At 69.7% G+C, this 24,518-nt stretch carries 24 protein-coding genes; 5 read left to right on the plus strand and 19 right to left on the minus strand.

Annotation, left to right across the window (positions count from 1 at the left end; genetic code table 11):
* Positions 1-51: 51 nt before the first annotated feature.
* From AB0N68_RS01975 to AB0N68_RS01995, 5 genes are all read right to left on the minus strand, one after another.
* Complete coding sequence (locus tag AB0N68_RS01975; RefSeq protein WP_280564651.1) at positions 52-900, minus strand: ABC transporter permease; 849 nt, start codon at positions 898-900, stop codon at positions 52-54.
* Positions 893-1,690 carry an ABC transporter ATP-binding protein gene (locus AB0N68_RS01980; RefSeq protein WP_187662214.1) on the minus strand — a complete coding sequence of 266 codons (798 nt, stop codon included), beginning with the start codon at positions 1,688-1,690 and terminating at the stop codon, positions 893-895. The genes AB0N68_RS01975 and AB0N68_RS01980 overlap by 8 nt, the downstream gene beginning before the upstream one ends.
* Entirely contained in the window at positions 1,690-2,793 is a 1,104-nt protein-coding gene (locus AB0N68_RS01985; protein WP_292797530.1) for an ABC transporter substrate-binding protein, read from the minus strand. The genes AB0N68_RS01980 and AB0N68_RS01985 overlap by 1 nt, the downstream gene beginning before the upstream one ends.
* Before the next feature lie 218 nt (positions 2,794-3,011).
* Entirely contained in the window at positions 3,012-4,139 is a 1,128-nt protein-coding gene (locus tag AB0N68_RS01990; RefSeq protein ID WP_292797527.1) for a DUF6226 family protein, read from the minus strand.
* 22 nt (positions 4,140-4,161) lie between these two features.
* A complete protein-coding gene (locus tag AB0N68_RS01995; RefSeq protein WP_292797524.1) occupies positions 4,162-5,607 on the minus strand; it encodes a helix-turn-helix transcriptional regulator in 1,446 nt (481 codons plus the stop codon).
* A gap of 245 nt (positions 5,608-5,852) precedes the next feature.
* On the opposite strand from AB0N68_RS01995, the gene aceA reads away from it, so the two are divergent.
* From aceA to AB0N68_RS02010, 3 genes are all read left to right on the plus strand, one after another.
* Positions 5,853-7,178: an isocitrate lyase gene (aceA, locus tag AB0N68_RS02000; protein ID WP_292797522.1), complete on the plus strand. Its 1,326-nt coding sequence runs from the start codon at positions 5,853-5,855 to the stop codon at positions 7,176-7,178.
* 126 nt (positions 7,179-7,304) lie between these two features.
* Positions 7,305-8,939, plus strand: coding sequence for a malate synthase A (aceB, locus tag AB0N68_RS02005; RefSeq protein WP_280564643.1), 1,635 nt, complete (start codon positions 7,305-7,307; stop codon positions 8,937-8,939).
* An 89-nt stretch (positions 8,940-9,028) separates the two neighbouring features.
* Entirely contained in the window at positions 9,029-9,460 is a 432-nt protein-coding gene (locus AB0N68_RS02010) for a hypothetical protein (protein ID WP_259954419.1), read from the plus strand.
* A gap of 15 nt (positions 9,461-9,475) precedes the next feature.
* Here AB0N68_RS02010 and AB0N68_RS02015 read toward each other — a convergent pair whose 3' ends face one another.
* Positions 9,476-9,994 (minus strand): Lrp/AsnC family transcriptional regulator, encoded by a 519-nt coding sequence (locus AB0N68_RS02015; RefSeq protein ID WP_187662221.1) that lies wholly within the window; start codon positions 9,992-9,994, stop codon positions 9,476-9,478.
* A 106-nt stretch (positions 9,995-10,100) separates the two neighbouring features.
* On the opposite strand from AB0N68_RS02015, the gene ald reads away from it, so the two are divergent.
* Positions 10,101-11,195 (plus strand): alanine dehydrogenase, encoded by a 1,095-nt coding sequence (gene ald / locus AB0N68_RS02020; protein WP_292797517.1) that lies wholly within the window; start codon positions 10,101-10,103, stop codon positions 11,193-11,195.
* Positions 11,196-11,276: 81 nt separating this feature from the next.
* A complete protein-coding gene (locus tag AB0N68_RS02025) occupies positions 11,277-12,506 on the plus strand; it encodes a pyridoxal phosphate-dependent aminotransferase (RefSeq protein WP_187662223.1) in 1,230 nt (409 codons plus the stop codon).
* An 83-nt stretch (positions 12,507-12,589) separates the two neighbouring features.
* Here the strand turns inward: AB0N68_RS02025 and AB0N68_RS02030 are convergent, their stop codons facing one another.
* The 13 genes from AB0N68_RS02030 to AB0N68_RS02090 all read right to left on the minus strand — a co-directional run bounded on the left by AB0N68_RS02030 (position 12,590) and on the right by AB0N68_RS02090 (position 24,516).
* The gene (locus tag AB0N68_RS02030; protein WP_187662224.1) at positions 12,590-12,991 is read right to left on the minus strand and encodes a VOC family protein; all 402 of its coding nucleotides are present in this window, start codon (positions 12,989-12,991) and stop codon (positions 12,590-12,592) included.
* Positions 12,992-13,085: 94 nt separating this feature from the next.
* Positions 13,086-14,507 (minus strand): GntP family transporter, encoded by a 1,422-nt coding sequence (locus tag AB0N68_RS02035; protein ID WP_187662225.1) that lies wholly within the window; start codon positions 14,505-14,507, stop codon positions 13,086-13,088.
* Positions 14,508-14,546: 39 nt separating this feature from the next.
* Positions 14,547-15,437 carry an NAD(P)-dependent oxidoreductase gene (locus tag AB0N68_RS02040; RefSeq protein WP_363332027.1) on the minus strand — a complete coding sequence of 297 codons (891 nt, stop codon included), beginning with the start codon at positions 15,435-15,437 and terminating at the stop codon, positions 14,547-14,549.
* A complete protein-coding gene (locus AB0N68_RS02045; RefSeq protein ID WP_292797512.1) occupies positions 15,434-16,861 on the minus strand; it encodes a four-carbon acid sugar kinase family protein in 1,428 nt (475 codons plus the stop codon). Before AB0N68_RS02045 ends, AB0N68_RS02040 begins: the two co-directional genes overlap by 4 nt.
* A 136-nt stretch (positions 16,862-16,997) precedes the next feature.
* Complete coding sequence (locus AB0N68_RS02050; protein ID WP_187662228.1) at positions 16,998-17,708, minus strand: FadR/GntR family transcriptional regulator; 711 nt, start codon at positions 17,706-17,708, stop codon at positions 16,998-17,000.
* The gene (locus tag AB0N68_RS02055) at positions 17,705-18,835 is read right to left on the minus strand and encodes a UDP-N-acetylmuramate dehydrogenase (protein ID WP_187662229.1); all 1,131 of its coding nucleotides are present in this window, start codon (positions 18,833-18,835) and stop codon (positions 17,705-17,707) included. The genes AB0N68_RS02050 and AB0N68_RS02055 overlap by 4 nt, the downstream gene beginning before the upstream one ends.
* The gene (locus AB0N68_RS02060; RefSeq protein ID WP_292797507.1) at positions 18,832-19,236 is read right to left on the minus strand and encodes a MaoC/PaaZ C-terminal domain-containing protein; all 405 of its coding nucleotides are present in this window, start codon (positions 19,234-19,236) and stop codon (positions 18,832-18,834) included. The genes AB0N68_RS02055 and AB0N68_RS02060 overlap by 4 nt, the downstream gene beginning before the upstream one ends.
* The gene (locus AB0N68_RS02065; protein WP_259954427.1) at positions 19,233-19,688 is read right to left on the minus strand and encodes an FAS1-like dehydratase domain-containing protein; all 456 of its coding nucleotides are present in this window, start codon (positions 19,686-19,688) and stop codon (positions 19,233-19,235) included. The genes AB0N68_RS02060 and AB0N68_RS02065 overlap by 4 nt, the downstream gene beginning before the upstream one ends.
* A gap of 91 nt (positions 19,689-19,779) precedes the next feature.
* Positions 19,780-20,517 (minus strand): GntR family transcriptional regulator, encoded by a 738-nt coding sequence (locus AB0N68_RS02070; protein WP_025102374.1) that lies wholly within the window; start codon positions 20,515-20,517, stop codon positions 19,780-19,782.
* 14 nt (positions 20,518-20,531) lie between these two features.
* Complete coding sequence (locus AB0N68_RS02075) at positions 20,532-21,446, minus strand: PfkB family carbohydrate kinase (protein WP_292797502.1); 915 nt, start codon at positions 21,444-21,446, stop codon at positions 20,532-20,534.
* The gene (locus tag AB0N68_RS02080) at positions 21,443-22,285 is read right to left on the minus strand and encodes a carbohydrate ABC transporter permease (RefSeq protein ID WP_187662232.1); all 843 of its coding nucleotides are present in this window, start codon (positions 22,283-22,285) and stop codon (positions 21,443-21,445) included. Before AB0N68_RS02080 ends, AB0N68_RS02075 begins: the two co-directional genes overlap by 4 nt.
* 1 nt (position 22,286) lies before the next feature.
* Positions 22,287-23,168, minus strand: a complete 882-nt coding sequence (locus tag AB0N68_RS02085) for a carbohydrate ABC transporter permease (RefSeq protein WP_187662233.1) — start codon at positions 23,166-23,168, stop codon at positions 22,287-22,289.
* 64 nt (positions 23,169-23,232) lie between these two features.
* A complete protein-coding gene (locus tag AB0N68_RS02090) occupies positions 23,233-24,516 on the minus strand; it encodes an ABC transporter substrate-binding protein (protein ID WP_292797497.1) in 1,284 nt (427 codons plus the stop codon).
* Between the last annotated feature and the right edge of the window lie 2 nt (positions 24,517-24,518).

The following is a 24,518-nucleotide window of genomic DNA, read 5'->3' on the forward strand; positions in this document are numbered from 1 at the left end:
GGGGGAACCCGGGGGCGCGGGGTCGCGCCCCCGGGACCGGGGGTCGTGCGGTCAGCCCTTCGCGGTGACCTCGCCGTCGCTCCACCACAGGACGCGCCGGCGCACGACCGCGAGGAGCACGATGAGGAGCACCCCGAGCAGGCAGAGCAGAGCGATGCTCGCCCAGGTCACGGGCAGGTTCGCCTGTGCCGCCGAGGTGGTGACGAGGGAGCCGAGACCGGCCTGCTGACCGGCCGCGACGAACTCGGCCACGGCGGCGCCGACGACGGCGAGGGGCAGTGCGATCCGCAGACCGGCGAACACGTACGGCATGCTGCCGGGGAACCGCAGCTCGCGGAAGATCTCCCACCGCGAGGCGTGCAGCGTCGTGAACACGTCGAGCGCCTTCTGGTCCACGTCGCGGAGGCCGGCGAGCGAGTTCACGAGCATCGGGAAGAACACCACGAGGCCGGTGACGATGAACTTCGGCACCATGCCGAACCCGAAGGCGACGACCAGCGCCGGGGCGATCGCGACGATCGGCGTCACCATCACGATGATGACCAGCGGCATGACGGCCCGCTCGATGATCTGGAACTCGGCCATCACGACGGCCAGCAGGAAGCCCGCCAGTATGCCGGCGGAGGCCCCGACGACGACCTCCAGCAGCGTCACGAGGAAGTTCGACCAGTACATGCCCGCGTCCTCGACGAGGCTGGCGCCGATGGCCTCCAGCGTCGGCAGGACGTACGGGTTGGTCCACGCCACGATCTGCCAGAGCAGAGCCGCGATCACGAACGTGATCAGGGTCGGTCCCCACGAGCCCCAGCGGAGCCAGCCGGGGATGCCGCGGCGGGGCTGCGCCTTCAGCCGCGCCGTGGCGAGGGTGGCGGTGGTGTCTCTCATCGTCAGCTCAGACATGGGCCTTCTCCGTCTGCGCGCGCAGCGCACCGCGCACGACTGCCTCCAGGTCGCGGAACTCGTCCGTCGCATACGCCTCCTCGGTCCGGGGCCGCGGAAGGTTCACATCGATCACCTCGGCGATGCGGCCGGGGTGGGCCGCCATCACCACGATCCGGTCGGAGAGCATGATCGCCTCCGGCACCGAGTGCGTCACGAACATCACGGCCTTGCGGTTCGACTGCCAGAAGTCCAGCAGGGCGATGCGCTGCAGGTCGCGGTTCATCTCGTCGAGGGCCGAGAACGGCTCGTCCATCAGCATGATCGCCGGGTCGAACACGAAGGCCCTGGCGATCGCGGCGCGCTGCTGCATACCGCCGGAGAGCTGCCCCGGGTACTTCTTCAGCGCATGCCCGAGGCCGAACGTCGACAGCAGCTCGGCGGGGTCGCGGAGGGCGCGGTCGCCGTTGGCCCCGCGGTTGATCCGCACGGGGAGCTCGACGTTCTCGCGCACCGTCTTCCACGGCAGGAGCGCCGGGGACTGCGGGACGAGACCGATCTTCTTGTCGCGGGAGGCCGCCGTGACGCTCTCGCCGTCGATCGTGACGGTGCCGGAGTCGGCGTCGAGGAGTCCGGCGACCACCTTGAGCAGCGTGGACTTGCCGCATCCGCTGGGACCGATGACCGACACGAACTCGCCCATGCCGATCGTGAGGCTCACATCGTCGAGCACCGTCACCTGGGCTCCGTCGACGCCGAAGGACTTCGAGACGTTCCTGACCTCGACGCCCGCGCCGTGTGCCGCGGTCATCACTTCTCCGCCCAGACGAGGGTGTCGCCGTCGTACAGGTCGGCCACGAGATCCGGGTCCATCATGTCGGCGATGGCGGGGAGGTCCTTGACGTCGCCGTACTCCTGCACGATCTCGTACTCGGGCTGCCACATGTCCTCGGTCTGCACGCCGGGGTTGCCGCCCGCGCTCTCGCGCACCCAGGCCGACTCGACCTCCCACGTACGGGCGAGCTGATCGCGCGGGAACGCCGCACCCTGGCCGTTCTCCTCCGCGAGGGCCGCCAGCATGTCGATGCATTCGTCCGCCTCGTCGAGGCAGAACTGCAGGGCCTTGAGGCTCGCGCGCATGAAGTCGGCGGCGACCTCACGGTGCTCGTCGAGGAAGCGCGAGTTCACCTCCATGACGTTGTACGTGCCCTCGACGCCGAGGTCGGAGGGCAGGAACTCGCTGAACGGGAGGTCCTGTGCCGTGAGGGTCTGCGGCTGGTTGGAGGCGTAGCCGACGATCGCGTCGACCTGCTCGCGCACCACGACGGTCGGGTCGTAGTTGGTCATCTTCACCATCTCGACCTTCGAGACGTCGACCCCGGCCTCATCGAGCATGGCCGAGGCGATGGGCGTGAGGTTGATGAAGTACCCCAGCGAGCCGCCTTCGAGGTCGGTGAGATCGGTGAGCTTCTCGTTGCCGAAGATCGAGAACGGCGGGGTCGTGCCGTAGGTCGCTACCGCGGTGAGGTTCTTGCTGTTCGCCGCGGCGAGCATCACATCGGAGGCGGAGCCGAGAGCGGTGAACTGCGCCTGCCCGGAGGCGACGAGCTGCTGCCCGTTCGCACCGGACGCGTTGATCTCCACGTCGAGGCAGAGGTCGTCGAAGTAGCCCAGCTCCTTCGCCAGGAACACGTCGAGCTGCCCGGCGCTGGCGGAGTAGCCGTAGCCGGAGATGTAGGTGATGGTGCCGGCATCCTGGTTGCGCTGGCAGGCGTCGCTGCCGCCCGCGCTCGTGGGGGCGGTATCGCCGCCGGGCGCCGGCGAGGAGCATGCTCCGAGCGTCAGCGTGGCGGCGAGAACGCACGTCAGGGTGGCAGTGGTGCGGAATCGGGTTTCCGCAGAGGAAGTAGCCATGAGGGTCCCTTCTCGGCCGTTCGTCATTGATGGCTCGATGAAAGTAACATAGTCAATCTTGACTAAGCAAGATCAAACTAACTCCATCCGCACGATCCGGTGACGGATGCACGACTCCCCCGGGCCTCGGCTCGTGCGCGCGCAACACGGTCGTGCATCCGTGGCCCGGGGAGAGAACGAGAAGGAACAGTGTCCAGGACGGGACGGGACGGGCGGATTCAGACCGGGGTCGAGCGGAGCGGCCAGGCGGGCCACCAGCCGTCGTCGAGCCCGCGCAGCAGGGCGCCCGTGCGCTCTCGCGCCTCCGCGGGCATCTCCGGAGCGGGGCCTGAGCTGCTCTCCCGCCGGTCGCCGTCCGGCGACCGGATCTCGGTGTACAGCCACGCGCGGCGGCCGACGGGATACTTCTCCCGGAAGCCACCGGCGGCGACCGACAGCAGGATCCGCTCCAGCTCGTCCGCCGCCGTCTCGGCGGTCTCGTCGCAGGCATCGCAGATGCACGACGGCACGATCGCGTGGAAGTGGGCGCCCGCCTCGACGCTGACGGAGGGAACGGTCGGCGTGATGACGACTCGCGCACCGCGCGCCGGTTCGAGCACGACGCGCTCCGTCCCGTCCTCCCCCGACTCTCGCCGCGCCTCGACCTCGTACTCGCGGGAGAGGTGCTCGACGAGCGCGTCGACCACGAGAAGCAGCGGTGCGAAGCGCTCCGGGTGGCTCTCCCGAGAGTACGACTCCTCCGGCGCGATGCCATCGGGCCAGCGGCGTCCGTAACGGATGACCTCGCCGCGGTCGTCGTGGAAGGTCAGGGGCGGGAGAGCGGGCCGGACATACGCGCGCGCCGAGACGACGACGACCGCGGGAGCGGAATCCTCCGCGGACAGCGCTCTCATCTCCTCGTCATCGATGTCGTCCTGCTCCCACGACGCGAGCATCTGCAGGAACGCATCCCGCTGGTCGGGCTGCTGCACCATCCCCTGCACGAGACCCGCGACCGGGATGGAGAGGGTGTTCGTCCCGATCTCCGGCTCGCTCGTCATCCGCCAGGTCGCGGCCGGGTGCACGACCGCGATGACGTTGCCGACGAAGCGCGCGGCGGCCGCCGCGAGGTCCGGGCGGTCGAGGATCTCCGGACGCGCTGCCACCACATCCCACGTCGCCGCGAGGTCGTCGGCCAGCAGCGCGGGGTCGATCCCGAGGCCCCGCAGGAAGTCGGCGAACGGCTCGAAACCGTCGACGAAGCGGACCGGCCGCGGGGCCTCCGCCGGCGATGGCATCCACAGGATCGCGGCGGCACCCGCCTCGGGCATCGGGCCGAAGGGGCCGGGGAAGACGGCACTGCTCATCGACCGAGCGTACCGAGCGGGATCACCGGGGCGCGTGGGACTCCAGGAACTCGTACACATCGGTGGTGTCCACGCCGGGGAAGGCACCGGTGGGCAGCGTCGCCAGCAGCGTGCGCGGGGTCTTCACGTTGGGCCAGGAGTTCTCGCGCCACCGCTCCTCCAGCTCGGCGGGAGCCCGACGGCAGCACACCTCGCCCGAGTGCTTCGACACACCGCGGTGCGGGGTGTCCCTGCCGACGAACCACTTCGTGTCATCGAACCGCACCCCGACGCTCACCGAGTGCAGACCCTCGCTCGATGCCTCCACACGGGCGGTGCACCAGTAGGTGCCGTTCCCGGTGTCGGTGTACTGGTAGTAGGGGTTGAAGCGGTCGTCCTCGTCGAACACCACCCGGGAGGTCCACCGGCGGCAGCACATCTGCCCCTCGATGGCGCCGAGCCGGTCGGTCGGGAAGTTCACGTCGTCGTTCTCGTACGCCTTGGTGATGGTGCCCGACTCATGCACCTTGAGGAAGTGCACGGGGATGTCGAGGTGCCGCGTCGCGAGGTTCGTGAACCGGTGCGCCGCCGTCTCATACGACACCGAGTATGCGTCACGGAGGTCTTCGATGGAGATCGCCCTCCGCTGCTTGGCGTCCTGCAACGCGGGGACGACGTGCGCCTCCGGGATGAGCAGGGCACCGGTGAGGTAGTTCGTCTCCACCCGCTGCCGGAGGAACTCGGCGTAGCTGCGCGGCTCGGAGTGCCCCAGGATGCGGCTCGACAGCGCCTGCAGCACCGCGGTGCGTGCGTCTCCCTTCGCCGGGACGCTGCTCGACAGGTACAGCCGGCCGTTGGCGAGGTCGGCGACGCTGCGGGTCGTCTGCGGCAGGTCGGGAGCGTAGTGGAGGGAGAAGCCGAGATGGGCCGCGATCTCGGAGGCGGTGCGCTGGGTCAGCGGTCCCCCGGGATGGCCGACGGCCGCGAGGATCTCGGCCGCCTTCGCCTCCAGCTCGGCGAAGTGGTTGTCCTGCCGGCGCATCAGATGCCGCAGTTCGACGTTGGCGCGCCGGGCCTCCTCCGGGGTCGCGGCGCGCTCGTCCTTGAGTCGGTCGATCTCCCCCTGCAGCGCCAGCAGGGCCTTCAGCGCCTCCGTCGGCACACTCTTGGCGATGCGGAACGGCGCGATGCCCAGCGCCTGGAACGTCTGCCCCTTCATCGCGCGCTCCAGGGCGATCTCGATCGCGCTGCGCTCGTCGAGCGGCTCCCCCGTGAGCAGCGCATCGATGGTCACCCCGAGCGCGCGGGCGATCGCCTGGAGCTGCGTGAGCTTGGGCTCGCGCTTGCCCGTCTCGATCATCGACATCTGGCTCGGCGCCCGCTCGACCGCGGCCGCGAGCTCTTCAAGCGTCAGGCCCCGCGCGGTGCGCAGCTGGCGGATGCGCCGCCCGACAGTGAGGGCGTCGGTCTCTTCCGTGGTGTCGTCCATGTCGGCTCCTCTCAGCCCACCGCCGTCCGCGTCGGTGCGGGATCGGGAACGCTCCTCGCGAGGCCGGGTCGGGGTCTTTCCTGATCCCGCGAGGCCGCGTGAGCGGTGCGTGCGGGCCGAGTCTGTCACGAAAACAGAAATTCACGCAAACTTCTCCTCGATTCGGCACCGGAGATGCGCAGAACTTCACACAGAGTGGAGGCACGCCATCGGCACCGACGCCGATTCCCATCCGAGGAGACACCATGACGAACACCGCAGCGACCCCCACCCCGCGCCCCGCCGGCCTGCGCGCCGGCGATCAGGTCCAGACGGCGGCGGAGCTCCAGGAGATCTGGGACACCGACCCGCGCTGGGACGGTGTCGAGCGCACGTACTCCGCCGAAGACGTCGTCCGCATCCGCGGCTCGGTCCGCGAGGACGCCACCCTCGCCCACCGCGGTGCGGAGAACCTCTGGAACCTCCTGCACACGGAGGACTACATCCGGGCGCTCGGCGCCTACACCGGCGGCCAAGCCGTGCAGCAGGTGCGCGCCGGCCTGAAGGCCATCTACCTCTCCGGATGGCAGGTCGCCGCCGACGGCAACCTCGCCGGACAGACCTACCCCGACCAGTCGCTCTATCCGGCGAACTCGGTCCCGGCGGTCGTGCGTCGCATCAACAACGCCCTGCTCCGGCAGGACCAGCTCGAGCACGCCGAGGGTGAGATCACGCAGGACTGGCTCGCGCCGATCGTCGCCGACGCCGAGGCCGGCTTCGGCGGACCGCTGAACGCGTACGAACTCGCGCAGTCGCTCATCCAGTCCGGTGCCGCCGGCATCCACTGGGAGGACCAGCTCGCGAGCGAGAAGAAGTGCGGCCACCTCGGCGGCAAGGTGCTCGTGCCCACGCAGCAGCACATCCGCACTCTCAACGCGGCCCGTCTCGCGGCGGACGTCGCCGGTGTTCCGACCGTCATCATCGCCCGCACCGACGCCCTCGCCGCCGATCTGCTCACGAGCGACGTCGACGAACGCGACCGGGAGTTCACCACCGGCGAGCGCACGTCCGAGGGCTTCTACCGGATCCGCCCCGGCATCGAGTCGGTCATCAGCCGCGGCCTCGCCTTCGCCCCGTACGCCGACCTGCTCTGGGTCGAGACCGGGCAGCCGGACATCGAGCTGGCGCGGGAGTTCGCCGCGGCCATCCACGCGCGGTTCCCCGGTAAGCTCCTGGCCTACAACTGCTCCCCGAGCTTCAACTGGAAGCGCCACCTGTCGGACGCCGAGATCGCGACGTTCCAGCAGGATCTGGCAGACCTGGGCTACAAGTTCCAGTTCATCACCCTGGCCGGGTTCCACGCCCTGAACCACTCCATGTTCGACCTCGCCCGCGGTTACGCCGAGCGCGCCATGAGCGCCTACGTCGAGCTGCAGGAGGCCGAGTTCGCCGCCGAAGCCGACGGGTACACCGCCACCAAGCACCAGCGCGAGGCGGGCACCGGCTACTTCGACGTCATCTCCACCGCGCTCAACCCCGACAGCGCCACCCTCGCCCTCGCCGGCTCCACCGAGACCGCCCAGTTCCACTGACCCCCGTTTTCTCCCCCCACTTCCCCCGAGACCCCAGGTTCTCGTCGAGACCCCGCCCCGCACACGCCGGGAGCCCGGGGTCTCGACGACAACCCGGGGGCTCGGCATAAGGCAAAGGACACCATCATGACCACCGCACCGATGCAGACGACCCGACAGGGCCCCGCGATCGAGATCGCCGGGCCCATGCGCGACCGCTACGACGAGATCCTGACCCCGGAGGCGATCGCCTTCCTCACCGAACTCCACCACCGGTTCGCCTCCCGCCGCCACGACCGGCTGGCCGACCGGATGCGTCGCCGCTTCGAGATCGGCAACGGACACGACCCGCAGTTCCGAGAGGACACCGCGCACATCCGCCAGGACACCACCTGGCGGGTCGCCGGCGCCGGACCGGGGCTCGAGGACCGCCGCGTCGAGATCACCGGGCCCACCGATCCGAAGATGACCGTCAACGCCCTGAACTCCGGGGCGCGGGTGTGGCTCGCCGATCAGGAGGACGCCACGAGCCCCACCTGGAAGAACGTCATCGAGGGGCAGCTGTCCCTCCGCGACGCGATCCGCGACGAGCTCTCCTTCACCTCCCCCGAGGGCAAGGAGTACCGGGTCACCGCCGAGCGCACCCCCACGATCGTGATGCGCCCCCGTGGCTGGCATCTGCCGGAGAAGCACCTCACCTTCATCGACCGCGCCGGCCGGCCCACGTCGGCATCCGGCTCCCTGGTCGACTTCGGTCTCTACTTCCTGCACAACGCGCAGGCGCTGATCGAGGCCGGCCGCGGACCGTACTTCTACATCGCCAAGCTCGAGTCCAGCGAAGAGGCGAAGCTGTGGGACGACGTCTTCTCCTTCAGCGAGGAGTACATCGGCATCCCGCACGGCACCATCCGCGCGACCGTGCTGATCGAGACCCTGCCGGCCGCGTTCGAGATGGATGAGATCCTGTACGAGCTGCGCGACCACTGCGCGGGCCTCAACGCCGGACGCTGGGATTACATCTTCTCCATCATCAAGAACTACCGCGGCCGCGGCGCCCGCTTCGTGCTCCCCGACCGCAGCGAGGTCACGATGACGGTGCCCTTCATGCGGGCGTACACCGAGCTCCTCGTGCAGACCTGCCACAAGCGCGGAGCCTTCGCGATCGGCGGCATGAGCGCGTTCATCCCGAACCGCCGCGACCCCGAGGTGACGGCGCGCGCGGTCGAGAAGGTGTCGGCTGACAAGAAGCGCGAGGCCGGCGACGGCTTCGACGGCACCTGGGTCGCCCACCCCGACCTGATCCCGACGGCGCAGGCCGAGTTCGACGCCGTGCTCGGCGACCGCCCGAACCAGGTCGACCGTCAGCGCGACGACGTGCACGTGGAGGCGCGCGACCTGCTCGACCTGCACATCGGTCGTCCGATCACCGCGCAGGGCGTGCGGGACAACGTGTCCGTCGCCATCCGCTACCTGGAGGCGTGGCTGCGCGGACTCGGCGCCGTGGCCATCGACAACCTCATGGAGGACGCCGCGACCGCGGAGATCAGCCGCTCGCAGGTGTGGCAGTGGATCCATCAGGACCGCACCACGCAGGACGGCACGGCCATCACGGTCGAGTACGTCGAGGGGCTGATCGCGGACGTGCTCAGCGAGGTCGACAGGCGCGAGGGTGACCGCTTCGACGACGCCGCCGAGATCTTCCGCGAGGTCGCGCTCCGCGAGGAGTTCCCCACCTTCCTCACCCTGGGCGCCTACAGCCGGTTCCTGGTCGACGAGGACTGACGACGCGAGGATGCCGCAGGCCGTGGGGTCTGCGGCATCCCCGCGTCGTGCCCGGCCCGCTCCCTCCCTGCCGGGCGTAGCCTGGAGCCATGAGCGACGTATGGAGCAGCATCGCCGAGGAGTTCCTGCACCTCTATCCGCGCGGACGACGACTGCTCGCGGTCGCCGGCGCGGATGCCGAGCGCTCCCGCGCAGCCGCGGACGACCTCGCGACAGCCTTGACCACGGCGGGCCAGACCGTCGAGCGTGCGCACACCGTTGACGGGGACGAAGCCGCCCTCCGCGCCGACGTGGTGGGCCCCTTCCGGGCCACGGACAGCGGAGCTGTGCTCCTCGTGTCCGGCCCGGGCCCGATCGTGGCTCCGAGTACGCGCGGGATGTGGAACTACGTCCTCTGGCAGCTCGCGGGAGACGAGCCCCCGCACACCGCGGCGAACGCCCTGGTCGACGTGACCGATCCGGCCCATCCCACCCGGCGTTTCGCCGACTACTGCGCAGTCCCCTCCTCGTTCGAGACCTGAGTCACGCCCGCCGACTCAGTGGAACGACGCGGCGACCGAGTTGCGGTGGTAGTCGAACACGATGCTCGTGCGGGTCGACGCCACGCTGCTCTGCGCGGACAGGTGCTCGAGCACGAACTCGCGCATCTCCGAGGAGTCGGCGACGGCGATGTGCAGGAGGAAGTCGTCGTCACCGCCGAGGAAGAACACCTGGATCACCTGCGGCAGCGCGCGCACCCGATCGGCGAACTCGACGATGCTCTCCCGTCGGGCGGCCGGACGCAGGCTGACGCCGATGATCGCCTGGAGTCCGGCGCCGAGCTCGCGTTCGTCGACGCTCGCATGGAAGCCGGTGATGACCCCGCGCTCGATCAGCCCGCGCAGCCGTGCGTGCGCCGTCGACGGCGCGACTCCCAGTCGCCCGGCGAGCTCCGCGTTCGTCATCCTCCCGTCGGCGGTGAGGAGCTGCACGATCCGCGCGTCGATGGGGTCGAGGGCGGGCGCCCGAACGCTGTTCGGCTCGGACGACGCGGAGGCGGTGGTCATACGAAGCATTATTCAGGATTCGACCCGTCGCCGAAGACTCTTCACTGATTCTGTCCATCTCGCGACGTTTCTGCGATCCTTGTCTGCACCCTGCGCCCCGACACCTGGAGGATCGATGAAGATCGGCGTCCCGACCGAAGTCAAGAACAACGAGAACCGCGTCGCCCTCACCCCGGCCGGCGCCGATCGGCTCGTGCGGGAGGGACACCGCGTGCTCGTGCAGTCGGGTGCCGGCATCGGATCGAGCATCGACGACGACGCGTACCGCGCGGCTGGTGCGGAGATCGTGGACACCGCCGCCGACGCCTGGGGAGAGGCCGACCTGCTCATCAAGGTCAAGGAACCCGTCGCCGAGGAATACGGCTTCCTCCGACCCGACCTCACGCTCTTCACCTACCTCCACCTCGCGGCGGACCGTCCGCTGACCGAGGCCCTCGTCGCAGCAGGGACGACGGCCGTCGCCTACGAGACCGTGCAGCTGCCCGACCGTACGCTGCCCCTGCTCGTGCCGATGAGCGAGATCGCCGGTCGCCTGTCCGTCATCATGGGCTCCCACTCGCTGCTGCGCTCGCAGGGCGGCCGCGGCATGCTGCTGGGCGGCATCGCCGGCACTCCCCGGGCCAAGACCGTGGTCATCGGCGGTGGCGTCGCCGGAGAGCACGCGGCCGCGAACGCGCTCGGACTCGGATCGAAGGTCACCGTCGTCGACGTGGCGCTCCCCCGGCTGCGCGAGCTCGAACACCGCTACGGCGGCGCTCTGGAGACCCGGGCATCGAGCCGCTACGACATCGCCAAGGAGCTGACGTCGGCGGATCTCGTCATCGGCTCGGTCCTCATCCCCGGCGCCGCGGCCCCCAAGCTGGTGACCGACGACATGGTCGCCGCCATGAAGCCGGGGTCCGTGCTCGTCGACATCGCGATCGACCAGGGCGGCTGCTTCGAGGGCTCCCGTCCGACCACGCACGACGACCCGACCTTCGCGGTGCACGACTCGATCTACTACTGCGTCGCGAACATGCCGGGAGCCGTGCCGACGACCGCGACCAGGGCGCTGACGAACGCCACTCTCCCCTACGTCTCGGCCATCGCCGCCAAGGGCTGGGAGCGGGCGGCCTCCGACGACGCTGCCCTCGCGAAGGGGCTCAACGTGCAGGGCGGGCGCATCACGCTGGACGCCGTCGCGCAGGCCCACGGCCTCTCCACCGACTGACCTGTCGAACCCGAAAGAACCTCGGATCTTGGCGGCATCCCACACCTCACGCGCCGCATCGACCCGAGTACGCTCGTAACCGTGACCGAACGCGCTCCTCTCTCCCGCAAGCTGTCCGCCATCGCCGAGTCCGCGACCCTCAAGGTCGACGCCAAGGCCAAGGCCCTCAAGGCCGAGGGCAAGCCCGTCATCTCGTATGCCGCGGGCGAGCCCGACTTCGCCACCCCCCAGTTCATCGTGGACGCGGCGGCTGAGGCACTGGCCGACCCGGCGAGCTATCGCTACACCCCTGCTCCCGGCCTCCCGGCGCTGCGCGAGGCGATCGCCGCAAAGACGCTCCGCGACTCCGGACTCGAGGTCTCCCCCGGTCAGGTCATCGTCACCAACGGCGGCAAGCAGTCGGTGTACCAGGCGTTCCAGGCGGTCGTGAACCCGGGCGACGAGGTGCTGCTCCCGGCCCCGTACTGGACGACCTACCCGGAGGCGATCCGTCTCGCCGACGGCACCCCGGTCGAGGTCTTCGCGGGCGCCGACCAGGAGTACAAGGTCACCGTCGAGCAGCTCGAGGCCGCCCGGACCGACCGCACCACCGTCCTCGTCTTCGTGTCGCCGTCGAACCCCACCGGTTCCGTGTACACGGCCGAGGAGACGAAGGCCATCGGCGAGTGGGCCGTGGAGCACGGCATCTGGATCATCAGCGACGAGATCTACCAGAACCTCACCTACCCTTCGACGGGCTCAGGGACCGCGGTGACGGCGACCTCGATCGTGGATGCCGTGCCGGAGGCCGCGAACCAGACGATCCTCGTCAACGGCGTGGCCAAGACCTATGCCATGACCGGCTGGCGCGTGGGCTGGATGGTGGGCCCGGCCGACGCCATCAAGATCGCCGGCAACCTGCAGTCGCACCTCACGAGCAACGTCAACAACGTCGCACAGAAGGCGGCGATCGCGGCGCTCAACGGTCCGCAGGACGAGGCCGAGAAGATGCGCGAGGCCTTCGACCGCCGCCGTCAGCTCATCGTGTCGGAGCTGTCGAAGATCGACGGACTGGTGGTGCCGAACCCGCTCGGCGCGTTCTACGTCTACCCCGATGTGCAGGGCCTGCTTGGTCGCACCTGGGGCGGCGTGACCCCGACGACGTCCCTCGAGCTCGCCGACCTCATCCTCGACCAGGCCGAGGTCGCCGTCGTCCCCGGAGAGGCGTTCGGTCCGTCCGGCTACATCCGCATGTCGTACGCGCTCGGCGACGACCAGCTCCTCGAGGGCGTGCAGCGCCTCCAGCGCCTGTTCTCCTCCTCTTCCTCCTGACCCCGAGACCCCGCTTTACCGCCGAGACCCCCTCGTACCTGCGCAGGTAGGAGGGGGTCTCGGCGTGACCCCGGGGTCTCGGGTCAGTCTTCGGGGTGGAAGCCGATCAGCCAGCGGATGCCGTAGCGGTCGACGAGCGTACCGTCGACATCTCCCCACGGGCGCTGCTGCAGCGGATCGATGACGCGGCCGCCGCCGGAAAGCTCGTCATACCAGCGGGTCAGCGTTCCGGGATCGGCTGTGCCGAGGAGCGAGAGGAACATCCCGCTCATCTGGACGGCGTCGTCATCGGCTCCCGCGTCCGCTCCGGCGAGTTCGACCGGACCGCCGAGCTGCCCGTGTGCGACCGCGTCGCCCGGGCCGTCGTGACGGCCGGCGCTCGCGTAGTCCATCAACTGGAGCTCACCGCCGAACACATCGCGGTAATGGCCGAGTGCTTCGGCGGCGTTGCCGGGGAACAGCAGGTACGGGATCAGTCCGCTCATCCCGCGAGCGTAGTCCGCGGCGGCTCCGGTCACCACCTGCCGAGAACGACGGACGGCCGCCACCCGGAGGTGGCGGCCGTTCGTGCGAGCGCGGTCAGGAGACCGGGATCACCGCGTACAGCACCCAGGTCAGCACGAATCCGGAGACCCCGAGCACCGTCGTCAGAGGCGTCCACGTGCGCAGGCCGTCCTTGACCGAGAGACCGAGGTACCGCGTGACCACCCAGAAGCCGGAGTCGTTCACGTGGCTGAGGCCGAGGCCACCGTAGCCGATGGCGACCGCGAGCAGTGCGGTGTGCACGGTGTCGAGTCCCATCGCGGAGACCGAGGGCAGGAGGAGGCCCGCGGTCGTCGCGATCGCGACGGTGGCCGACCCCTGAGCCGCACGCATGATGAGCGAGATGAGGAAGGCCGCGAGCAGCAGCGGCATCCCGCTGGAGGCGAGCACCTCGGCGACCGCGCTGCCGATCCCGGTCTCGGTGAGGACGCGGCCGAAGGCGCCACCGGCACCGGTGACGAGGATGATGACCGCAGCGGCCGGCAGCGCCGACTCCATGACCTCGCCGAGGTGCGCAGCCGACCAGCCGCGGCGCACGCCGAGCAGGTACATCGCGGCGGCGATCGCGACCATGAGCGCGAAGATCGGCTGGCCGACCATGCTGAGGAATCCGTTCCAGAACGTGCCCGCCTCGAACAGCGGCGCCACGGCGGTGCCGAGCATGATGAGCACGAGCGGCAGGAGGATGAGGCCGAGGACCGTGCCGGCGCCCGGCGCCTTCTCGCCCTCGCCGAGTCCGCCGGTGAGCGTCGACTTCTCCGTGCCGAAGTTGTCGTACATCTCCTTGGTGGCGGCGAGCATCGCGAACTCACGGGTGTTGATCCACTTCGCCACGAGGTAGGACAGGACCGCGAGCGGCACGGAGATCGCGAGCGCGAAGATCGTCACCCAGCCGATGTCGGCGCCGAGGATCGCGGACCCGCCGACGATGCCCGGGTGCGGGGGCACCGCGACGTGCACGGCGAGCATGATGCCGGCGACCGGGAGACCGAACTTGATCGGGTTGAGACCGGCCACCTTCGAGAAGGCGAACACGATGGGGATGAGGATGATGAAGCCGGCGTCGAAGAACACCGGGATCGCCAGGATGCCGGCGGCGATGACGAGCGCGATGCCGACGCGCTTCGGGCCCAGCCAGCCGGTGAAGCGCCCCGCGAGCGACTCGGCACCGCCGGACAGCTCGATGATCTTGCCGAGCATCGACCCGAGGGCGACGAGTACCGCGACCGAGCCGAGGGTGCCGCCGACACCGGCGATGATCGCCTGGATGACGCCGAGCTGCTCGGGGGTGTCGCCGTCGGCGGGGATCGTGGTCAGCGGCAGGCCTGCCGCGATGCCGACGATGATCGATACGAGGATGAGGGCGTAGAACGCCTGCATCTTGAACCGGATGATGAGCAGGAGCAGCAGGCCGAGGCCCGCCAGGCCGATCAGGATGAGGATCGGAAGAGGAAGCATCTCTGGATCTCTTCTTTCAGTGAGGGCGCGACGTCGCGCTCAGGACAGTCGTTCGGGTGCGACGACGCGGATGACGGCGGAGTCGTCCAGGGCGCCGAGGCCCTGCGCTTCGCCGAGGAGGAACAGCTGCTCGGCCGCGGCGGCGACCGGCGTGGACAGGTGCGCACGGCGCGCGGCGTCGCCGACGATGCCGAGGTCCTTGACGAAGATGTCGAGGCGGCTGAGCACCTCCGCGCCGTCCTCGTCGTACGCCTGCAGGGCGCGCGGGCCGCGGTTGCCGAGCATGAAGGAGTTGGCAGCCCCGGCGGTCAGCGCGTCGAGTGTGCGGGCGCGGTCCAGCCCGAGGGCGTCCGCGAGGGCGAGCGCTTCCGCGGCCGCGGCGATGTGCACGCCGCAGAGGAGCTGGTTGACGGTCTTCAGCGCCTGGCCGTCGCCGGGCTTGTCGCCGACGATGGACAGCGTGGAGGCGAGCTGGTCGAGCACTGGGCGCGCCGTCTCCAGAGCGCTCGGGGTGGCGCCGACGACGATGAGGAGGTCGCCCTCCCCCGCCCGGACCGGACCGCCGGAGAGCGGGCCGTCCACGAGCTGCGCACCGTGCGCGGCGAGCTGGGTGGCGATCGCGTCGATGCCGTCCGTCCCCACCGTGCTGGTGAGGATCACGACCGCACCCTCGGCGAGGTGCGGGGCGAGCCCGTCCTCACCGAAGAGCAGCGCCTCGAGCTGCGCGCCGGTCCGGACGGCGACGAGCACCGCGTCGGCACCGTCCACGGCGTCGGCTGCGGACGATGCCGGCGTCACGCCCGCCTCCGCCGCGAGAGCGATGCGTTCGGCGGCGATGTCGAAGCCGCGCACGTCGAAGCGCTCGGCGAGGCGGGTGGCCATCGGCAGCCCCATGGCGCCGAGTCCGATGACAGCGACGGTGGATGTCATGAGTGTCCTTCCGGGTTGTGTCCATCGTCGCCTGCGAGAGTGGCGACGACGGTGACGAGGGAGTCCGCGTCGCCGACGTTGCCGGCGAACACGACGTACGGGATGCCGACCGCGGGGCCGGTCTCCGGCTGCCACAGCGACACGAGGCCGGGCAGCATGGGGCCGAGCACGGTGGCCCGGCGGATCTCGAGCGCTTCACTGGCGACGTCGCTCGACGTGATGCCGCCCTTCGCGATGACGAAGCGGGGCGGCGCGATGGCGAGCACTCGACGCACGAGGTCGACCACTCCGCTGGAGATGCGGCGGGCGATCGCGAGGCTCTCGTCGCCGTCGGCGCCGGTGACGAGTTCGCGGGTGGTGTGCACGATCACGGTACCCGTGGCGAGGGCGTCGGCGACCGCGTGCGCCTGCGTCTCGAGGTGGGTCTCGCGCTCGGGGCCGATGAGGGCGCGCACGTCGAGCTCGATCGTGCGGGTGTTCGGTCGAGCCGCCGTGAGGGCCTCGAGCTGGGCGGTGGTGAGCGGCACGTGGCTGCCGACGACCACGAGGCCGCCGCGGTCGTGCGCGAAGGGGATGTCCTCCGCGCGTACCGGATCGGCGATCTCCTGCCCGATGTGCGCGCGCACGTAGGGCGGGCCGACCCGGAGGAGCACGTCGCGGTCCCGCAGGCGGTGCAGCGCCAGAGCGACGACGCGCATATCGGATTCCTCGACCACGTCGACCGCGACGACCGCGCCGTCGGTCAGGGTTGCGAGGAAGCCGGCCACGGCGTCCACGCCCGCGCGGATGGTGCGGATGTCGAGGCCCGCGACCGCGGACGCCGGGATGCGGCCGCCCGTCTTCTCGGCGACCCATTCGCGCAGGTCTGAGGACGCGTAGCCGAAGGTCGCGTCGGCCGCGAAGGGGGTCTCGCCCACCGGGGTCGCCTCGCCGTCGGTCACCCAGTAGTGCACGGAGTCGACCGTGATCCGGCCGGCGTCGGGGAAGGCGGGGACGAGCAGGGTCAGCGCGGGGGCGCGACCGGTGCGGGAGCCGATCTCCGCGGAGAGGACGTCGGTCTCGAGCGGGAAGTGCCCGCGCAGCGTCGAGTCGCCGCGCGAGACGAACGTGACGCGCCGCCCCTGGGCCTCGGCGGCGGCGAGAGCCACGTCGACGATCTCGCGGTTGCGGATGGCCGCGGCGTCTTCGTCGAGCGACCGGGTGTTCGTGAGCACGTATACCGCGGCGGCGCCGGTGGCGAGCGCCTCGTCCAGGTCGGCACGCTCCCACCGGGTGAGGACGGGGAGGTTCGCGACCGACTGCGTGCCGGTGGGGTCGTCGTCCAGGACGACCAGCACATCTGTGGGATCGACCTCTGCACGGACGTCGGCGGCCGTGACGGCGACAGGTGCGGGCACGGGGGCCAGCAGGGCGTCGATGTGCACACGAACTCCTTCGTTCCGGGAGATGGTCCGTGGTGGGGGCCACGGACCAGGGGGATCTGCATCGTTATCCGATATCAGATAACGACGAGCGTACCTCACGATCATCGCGGCTCCAAACCGACGGGGAGCGCGCGGATCAGCGACCGTGGACGAAGTGCAGCAGGTCGTCGCGGGTCTGGCGCATGTGACTGCGCATGGCCTGACGAGCGGCCGCGCCGGAGCCGGTCCGCATCGCCTCCAGCACCGCCGCATGCTCGGCCAGCGCGTGCTCGCGGATCTCCGGGATGGCGCTCGTCTCACTGCGGGTCGCCTGGAGCATCGTCGTGAGCGGACGCATCGAGGCGACGAGGATGCGGTTCTCCGCCGCGCGGATGATCACGTCGTGGAAGGCGAGGTCCGCCGCGACGAACGCATCCACGTCGGCCCGCTCGTGGGCCGCCTGCATCTCCTCGAGGAGTGCGGCCATCTCGGCGAGGTGCTCCTCGGTGCGCCGACCCGCCGCGAACTCCGCTGCTCCGGTCTCGAACATCATGCGCATCTCGAGCATCTCCAGCGACGAGCGCTCACGAGCGCCCGCGCTCTGGGCGTGCCGGACGACCGCGTCGAGGCCCGTCCACTCGTCGGTCGGCGCGATGCGGTGCCGGGTGCCCGGAACGGCGACGATCACGCCCTGCGCCTGCAGGAGACGGACACCCTCGCGCATCGTGAGACGGGAGACCCCGAACTGCTCCGCCAGCTCCCCCTCGGGAGGCAGCGGCTGCCCGGCCTCGAGCCGGCCCGCGATGATGGCGTCGAGCAGTCCGTCCACGACCGCCTGCGTCCGCGACACCCGCTCGACCTTCGTCACAGGTCGACGCCCACCAGCACGGGCTCCGGCTGCAGCACGAGGCCGAACTCGGCGTGCACGCGGTTCTGGATGAAACGGGCGAGCTCGGCGACCTCGGCCGCCGTGGCACCACCCCGGTTGGTGAGCGCCAGGGCGTGCTTGGTCGAGACGGACGCCCGCGAGCGGGGCAGCTTGAACCCCTTGCGGATGCCCGCCTGCTCGATGAGCCACGCGGCGCTCACCTTCACGTCGGGGGCCTCGGTCTTCGTCGGCGGCACGTGCCCGTCGTACGAGGCGAGGGGGATGACGGTGACCGCGTCGAGGTCGGGGGCCACCGGCCACCGCGGGCACTCCGGCGGGAGGGACCGGGCCTGAGCGGCCGTGACGATCGCGTTCTGGAAGAAGGAGCCGACGCCATGCGTGTCCGGGTCGTCCGCATCGAGCAGCATGCCCTTCGATGCGCGGGTGGCGAGGATGCGCTCGCGCACCCAGGTCAGCGGCACCGGGGTGTCGTCGGTCAGGCCGAGGGCGCGACGCAGCTGCTCCCCGCGCACCACGCGCTCGCGGGCGACCAGCAGATCGACCGTGACGGACAGGATCACGGCACGACGCTGCGGCTCGCTGCCGTGGTGATGCTTGAGCACCGAGGTGCGGAATCCGAGCCCGAGCTCCGTCGCCGGCACGGTGGAGATCTCGTCGGAGCCCTCATCGATCAGCTCGACCTCGACGAGGGTCTCCTGGATCTCCTGGCCGTAGGCGCCGATGTTCTGCACGGGTGACGCGCCGACCGTGCCGGGGATGCCGCTCATCGCCTCCAGCCCGGCGTACCCGCGCTCGACCGCGTACGACACCAGGTCGTCCCAGCTGTGTCCGGCCTGCACACGCAGACGGACGCGACCGGGATGCGGCGACGGAAGCTCCTCGACGCCCCGGGTCCGGATGCGGATGACGGTGCCCTCGAACGGCTCGTCGCCGACGAAGAGGTTCGAGCCCCCTCCGAGCACCAGCCAGGGGTCGCCCTCCGCCCAGGTCTCGCGGAGGACCGAGACGAGCTCCGCCGTCGTCGTCGCCTCGCGCATGTGCGCAGGCGCAGCGCCGGTGCGGAGCGTGGTGAGCTCGGCCAGGCGGATCGGCTCGACCTCGCTCATCGGACGGCGACGCGCAGCTGCGCCTTGACGAGCACGGTGGTGTCGCCGGTCGTGACCTTGAGGTCGATGCGCGCGGACTCCTCGTCCACGGCGCCGACCGTCGCGACGACGTGCACATCGGCGCCGGTCTCGGGGTCGACCACCACCGGCTTCGTGAAGCGCACGCCGTAATCGAGGATCCGGGTCTGCGGGTCGAGCGCGGCCACGACCACCGACGAGGCGATGCCCATGGTCAGCATGCCGTGCGCGAACACGCCGGGAAGGCCCACCGCGGCGGCGACGTCGTCGCGGTAGTGGATCGGGTTGAAGTCGCCGGAGGCTCCGGCGTAGCGGACGAGCGACTCCCTCGTCAGGTGCACGGTGCGCTCGGCGAGCACGTCTCCCACGGTGAACGCGCTCATGCGGTCTCCTCCTCGGCGCCGACGAGCAGGACGCTGGTGGCGGTCACCACGTGCGCGCCCGCTTCGTCGGTGATCTCGGCCTCGCTCGTGATCATGGCGTTCCCGCCCATCATGCGGATGCCGGTGACACGCAGCTGCGCCGTCAGCTCGTCTCCCGCGACGATCGGCCTGGTGTAGCGGAATCGCTGCTCCGCGTGGATCGTGCGCGCCAGCACGATGCCGGAGTCCGGCTCGGCCAGCAGCTGCTGGAGCGTGAGGTCCTGCAGGACCATCGCGAAGGTCGGCGGCGCGACGACGTCGGCGAAGCCGGCTGTACGGGCGGCCTCGACGTCGGTGTGCTGGGGGGCGTCGGCGAAGACGGCGCGCGCGAACTCGCGCACCTTCTCCCGCCCGACGAGGTAGGGGGCGGTCGGCGGGAACTCCCGGCCGACGAGTTCTTGGTTCACTGCCACCCGTCGATCCTACCGAGGCCCGCCGACGGCCCGCCGTGCGCGGGCCGTCCGAAACCCGGATGATATGCCACATCGCGGGGACCGGCGGGCCTCACCCCTGGGAGCGGACCACCATGTTCAACGTCATCCGACTCGGAACGACCTTCACCCGTGAGGTGTGAACGACCTCGCCGGCCCGGTCCAGCGCGCGCTTGCGGACGACGATGAGCGGATCGTGCTCCGGGCGGGCCAGCCACTCCGCGGTCTGGGCGGTGGTGAAGCCGACGTCGATCTCCCGGTACATCTCCGAGAACTCCACGCCGTACACGTCGCGAAGCACCTGATATGTGGAGGTGTCGTGGTCGATGTGCCGGTCGAAATCAGGGAAGCGCGTCAGTGAATACCGGCTGTCGTCGATGGAGAGGGGGATGCCGTCGAGAGCGAAGACGCGTACCAACCGGAAGACCGGGTCGCCGACCGGGACGCCGAGGCGCCGGGCGCGCTTCTCGTCGGCGGGGGTCGTCTCGGCGCGCATGATCCGTCGGGATTTGACCCCGTCCGCCACCACGGTGTCTGCGAAGCCACCCAGGGTCATGGCACCGATCACCTCGCGTCGCGGAGCGACGAAGGTCCCGCGGCCCTGCTGTCGGCGCACGATGCCGAGTCCTTCCAGATCGGCCACCGCCCGCCGCACGGTGATGCGGCTGACGCCGAAGCGCTCACACAACTCGGGTTCGGACGGAAGCCGTTCGCCTTCGGCATAGGTCCCGGCGTCGATCTCCCGCATCAGCAGGCTTCGCACCTGCTCGTGCAGCGGGGTCGAGCCGACGGCGGACGACAGCTGAGTCACGTCGGAGCCCTCCTCTACGTCGCCGGGTATCGCCGCAGCATCTGCGCGCGTGCGTCGTCCCCCGCATGCACAGGGTATCCGAACGCCCCGCGCAACGTGCAGGCGAGCGCTCCGCTGACGGCGGCCACTTCGAGGCATCCGGCGAGATCGGCCCCACCCGCCCGTGCCGCGAGGAACCCGGTGAGGAAGGCGTCCCCGGCCCCGAGCGCATCGACGGCGTCGACCTCCCGGATACCGGTGCGCCGCACGGAAGTGGCGTCGAAGCCCACGGAGCCGCGGGCACCCCGCGTCACCACGGCCGATCCCATGCCGCAGGCCACTGCGAAGCGGCCGAGGTCGTCGATCTCGGAATCGCTGCGGTCCCCTCCCGAGAAGAACCCCACGTCGACGTGCGGAGCGGTCGCCCGGATCACGTCCGGCGACGCGTCGTCGGAATAGTCGTACGACACGCGGCTCCCCCGTTCCGCGATGGCCGGGAGCTCCGGCTCCAACGACGAATAGACCGAGGTGTGCACCCGGTCGAAGCCGGAGAGGTATTCATGATCGGCCTCGCTCAGCCGCAGCCTCAGCTCGGCCTGGACTCCCCCGCGATTCGAGGCGACGAAGCGCCGGTCGCCGTCCTCGTCCAGCGCGACGAAAGCCATGCCGTTCGCGCCGCGCACGCGTCTGACGCGGGCGCCGTCCACTCCGATCTCGTCGAGGACGCCCCGCACGTGTTCTGCGAAGCGGTCGTCCCCCATGATCCCGACGAATCCGGCGGTGCCGCCGAAGAAGAGCCTGCTGTACGCGGCGACGTTCAGTGCGTTACCCCCGGGATAGGCCAGGTCCTCATGCAGATAGCAGTCGAGCACGTTGTCCCCGACGCCGACGAGAGAGGGGGGCGGCACCGCGGCGAGTGCGTCCCTGAGCTGACCCGTATCCATCGTCATCCCTTCACACTCCCCGCCGCGACTCCGGCGACGAAGTACCGCTGCAGCGCGAGGAACACGACCACGATGGGCAGGGCCGCGATGGTCAATCCTGCCAGGAGCACACCCCACTCGGTGGAGAGCGAGTCGCGGAACGACATCAGTCCCGCGGGGATGGTGCGCAGCGCATCGGCGTCGATGTAGACGATCGCGAACAGGAACTCGTTCCAGGCGAAGTAACCGGTGAGGACGGCAGCGGTCGTCAGCACGGACGCGCTCAACGGCAGGTAGACGTGCCGGAAGACTCCGAACGAGCGGCAGCCGTCGATGGTCGCCGCGTCCTCGAGCTCACGGGGGATGCCGAGGAACACCGAACGGATCAGCAGGATCGCCATGGGCAGACGGAAGGCCACGTAAGGGAGGATCATCGCCCAGTACGTGTTCAGCAGCCCCATCGTGTCGAGAAGCCGGTAGAGCGGGATGAGGCTCACCTGGGGCGCCACCACCAGCCCGCCCATCGCCACGATCAGCACGATGTTCGCGACCCGGCTCGACAGCCTCACCATGCCGTAGGCGCACAGGGCCGCGATCGCGACGGTCGCGACGGTGGAGATGATCGTGACGATGACGGAGTTGACGAAGTAGTCGGAGATCCCGCGGTCCCAGGCGGCGGCGTAGTTCTGGACGAGCCAGACCGACGGCAGGCCCCACGGATCGGCGAAGATCTCGGACGAGGATTTGAAAGAGGAGATCACCATCCAGAGCAGGGGGTAGGCGATCACGACGGCGTAGACGGCCAGGATCACCTGGACCGGGGCACGGCGGACACGTTCCGCCGGACGAAGCCGGGTACTGCTCATGTCATTGCCTCCCGCTTCGGAACGAGACCATCTGCACGACGGACAGCACGAGGGTGATCACGAAGATCAGGCTCGCGATGGCTGAGGCGTAGCCCATCTCGTTCTGGAAGAAACCCTGGTTGTACATATAGGTCGCGAGGACCTGGGTGGTGTTTCCCGGACCGCCCTTGGTCAGGATGTAAGGCTCGTTGAACACCGTGAAAGCGCCGGAGACGGTGAGGATCATCGCGACGAAGATCATCTCCTTGGCCTGCGGGACGGTGATGCTGAAGAACTGGCGAACCCGTCCGGCGCCGTCCAGCGACGCGGCTTCGTAGTATTCCTCCGGGATCTGCTGCAGTGCGACGACGTAGAGCATGCAGACGTAGCCGATGCTCTGCCACTGGGAGACGCCGATGACCGCTCCCATCGCCGTGTCGACATCAGCCAGCCACGCCGTCTGCAGGCTGCCGAGTCCGATCGCCTCCAGCAGAGCGTTGAGGAGTCCGCCGCGGGCGTTGTACACGAACGTGAACAGCAGCGCGATCACGGTCATCGAGATCACGGCGGGAAGGAAGTACACGCTGCGCAGGAACGCGCCCATGCGCGGTCCGAGCAGCCGGGTCAGCCAGGCGGCGATCACGAGGGAGCCACCCACCTGGCAGACGATCGAGACGACCGCGTACAGGATGTTGTTGCCCAGGGCCGTCGCGATGATCGGATCGCCGAAGAGCCGCGCGAAGTTGTCGAGGCCGACGAAGCGCATCTCCCCGCTGCCGGCGCTGAAGGAGAAGAAGCCGAAGGCCGCATTGGCGACCAGCGGGTAGTACACGAACACCCCGATCAGGATGATCGCGGGAAGCACGTAGAGCAGGTTCGACCAGGCTCGGGAGCGTGTTCTCATCACGGTGTCTCTTCCGAAGGTGGGAGGGGCTGCCGGCCACGGGTGCCGGCAGCCCCGGTGCGGATCAGGAGGCGTCGCGCACGCGCTTCGCCGCTTCCTGCACGGCGGCCATGACCCCCTCGGGGGTCTGCTGGCCGCTGAGCATCAGCTGGGTCTCGGACAGATACGCCTGCACGATCTGCGGATCGTAGGCGTTGTCGAGCCAGGTCGTCATCGCCGAGGCGCCGACGATCCCCTGGGCGAGCTCCCGTGAGATCTCGGGCACATCCGCCTCTTCCACGGCCCCCTTGACCGGGCTCAGCTCGCCCGCTCGTTCCGCGTAGGCGATACCGCTCTGCTTGCTGAGCAGGAACTCGAGGAACCGCTGGGCCTCCTCGGGATGCTCCGTGGTCTTCGAGATCGCGAAGCCCTCCGGCGCTCCGGTCAGTTCCGCCGGATCACCCTTGCCACCCGTGACGGCGGGGAAGTTGAACGTGCCGTACTCGAACTGCGCGTCGCCGAAGTACCCCACCTCGGCGCTCTGCATGTACATGATCGGCGCCTCCCCCGCGATCCAGGCGTTGCGCGCGATCTCATGCCCGACGGCCGTGAGGTCGTCGTTCATGTACTCGGCGAGTTCCTGGAAGCGCTCCAGTGCCCGGACATATCCCTCGTCCGTGAACTCGCCGGTCGCCGGATCCTGATCCGCTGCGAACACCTCCGGATCGACGACACGCTGATTCAGCGTGCCGACGTAGTGCGCGATCGTCCAGTGCTCCTGCGCACCGTACTCGATCGGGGTCATACCGGCGTCCTGGATCGTCTCCAGGACGTCGATGAACTCGTCCCACGTCGCCGGCGCCTCGAGTCCCAGCTCCTCGAAGACGTCCCTGTTGTAGAAGAACAGCTTCGACTGCATCCCCACCGGCAGGCCGTAGGAGGTGCCGTCGACCTCGAAGGCCTCCAGCTGACTCGGGTAGAAGCTGTCCCGGAAGTCCGCGTCCTCCTCGAGCCACGGCCCGAGGTCGAGCAGAGCGTCATTGGAGACGAGCTCGTCCACGAACGAACCGCTCCAGGTGAACAGGACGTCAGGAGCATTGGCGGAGCCCGCGACGACCTTCACCTTGTCCTTGTAGGCGTCGTTGAGCACGCTCTCGACGGAGACCTTGATGTCGGGGTTCTCCTTCTCGAACTCCGCCACCATGTCGTTGTAGTACGAGTTCTTCGGCTCGTTGGGCCAGCGGTGGAAGAAGCTGATCTCCACCTGGCCGTCCGACGCCTCGCTCTCGCCTCCGGCGCACGAGGCCAGGGGTAGGACGAGGGCTGCGGCGGCCGCAGCCGCCAGGCCGATCCGGGCTGATGTTCGCATCG

Source organism: Microbacterium meiriae (assembly GCF_040685015.1).
In the GTDB taxonomy this organism is placed as follows: domain Bacteria; phylum Actinomycetota; class Actinomycetes; order Actinomycetales; family Microbacteriaceae; genus Microbacterium; species Microbacterium meiriae.

Excerpts from the sequence above, each read along its gene's own strand:
- AB0N68_RS02060 (WP_292797507.1), bottom strand. The coding sequence starts at position 19,236 with ATGAGCGCGTTCACCGTGGGAGACGTGCTCGCCGAGCGCACCGTGCAC.
- ald (WP_292797517.1), top strand. The coding sequence starts at position 10,101 with ATGAAGATCGGCGTCCCGACCGAAGTCAAGAACAACGAGAACCGCGTC.
- AB0N68_RS02040 (WP_363332027.1), bottom strand. The coding sequence starts at position 15,437 with ATGACATCCACCGTCGCTGTCATCGGACTCGGCGCCATGGGGCTGCCG.
- AB0N68_RS02080 (WP_187662232.1), bottom strand. The coding sequence starts at position 22,285 with ATGAGCAGTACCCGGCTTCGTCCGGCGGAACGTGTCCGCCGTGCCCCG.
- AB0N68_RS02090 (WP_292797497.1), bottom strand. The coding sequence starts at position 24,516 with ATGCGAACATCAGCCCGGATCGGCCTGGCGGCTGCGGCCGCCGCAGCC.
- AB0N68_RS02085 (WP_187662233.1), bottom strand. The coding sequence starts at position 23,168 with ATGAGAACACGCTCCCGAGCCTGGTCGAACCTGCTCTACGTGCTTCCC.
- AB0N68_RS02010 (WP_259954419.1), top strand. The coding sequence starts at position 9,029 with ATGAGCGACGTATGGAGCAGCATCGCCGAGGAGTTCCTGCACCTCTAT.
- AB0N68_RS01985 (WP_292797530.1), bottom strand. The coding sequence starts at position 2,793 with ATGGCTACTTCCTCTGCGGAAACCCGATTCCGCACCACTGCCACCCTG.
- AB0N68_RS02055 (WP_187662229.1), bottom strand. The coding sequence starts at position 18,835 with ATGAGCGAGGTCGAGCCGATCCGCCTGGCCGAGCTCACCACGCTCCGC.
- AB0N68_RS02075 (WP_292797502.1), bottom strand. The coding sequence starts at position 21,446 with ATGACGATGGATACGGGTCAGCTCAGGGACGCACTCGCCGCGGTGCCG.
- aceA (WP_292797522.1), top strand. The coding sequence starts at position 5,853 with ATGACGAACACCGCAGCGACCCCCACCCCGCGCCCCGCCGGCCTGCGC.
- AB0N68_RS02030 (WP_187662224.1), bottom strand. The coding sequence starts at position 12,991 with ATGAGCGGACTGATCCCGTACCTGCTGTTCCCCGGCAACGCCGCCGAA.
- AB0N68_RS01975 (WP_280564651.1), bottom strand. The coding sequence starts at position 900 with ATGTCTGAGCTGACGATGAGAGACACCACCGCCACCCTCGCCACGGCG.
- AB0N68_RS01980 (WP_187662214.1), bottom strand. The coding sequence starts at position 1,690 with ATGACCGCGGCACACGGCGCGGGCGTCGAGGTCAGGAACGTCTCGAAG.
- aceB (WP_280564643.1), top strand. The coding sequence starts at position 7,305 with ATGACCACCGCACCGATGCAGACGACCCGACAGGGCCCCGCGATCGAG.
- AB0N68_RS02015 (WP_187662221.1), bottom strand. The coding sequence starts at position 9,994 with ATGCTTCGTATGACCACCGCCTCCGCGTCGTCCGAGCCGAACAGCGTT.
- AB0N68_RS01995 (WP_292797524.1), bottom strand. The coding sequence starts at position 5,607 with ATGGACGACACCACGGAAGAGACCGACGCCCTCACTGTCGGGCGGCGC.
- AB0N68_RS02035 (WP_187662225.1), bottom strand. The coding sequence starts at position 14,507 with ATGCTTCCTCTTCCGATCCTCATCCTGATCGGCCTGGCGGGCCTCGGC.
- AB0N68_RS01990 (WP_292797527.1), bottom strand. The coding sequence starts at position 4,139 with ATGAGCAGTGCCGTCTTCCCCGGCCCCTTCGGCCCGATGCCCGAGGCG.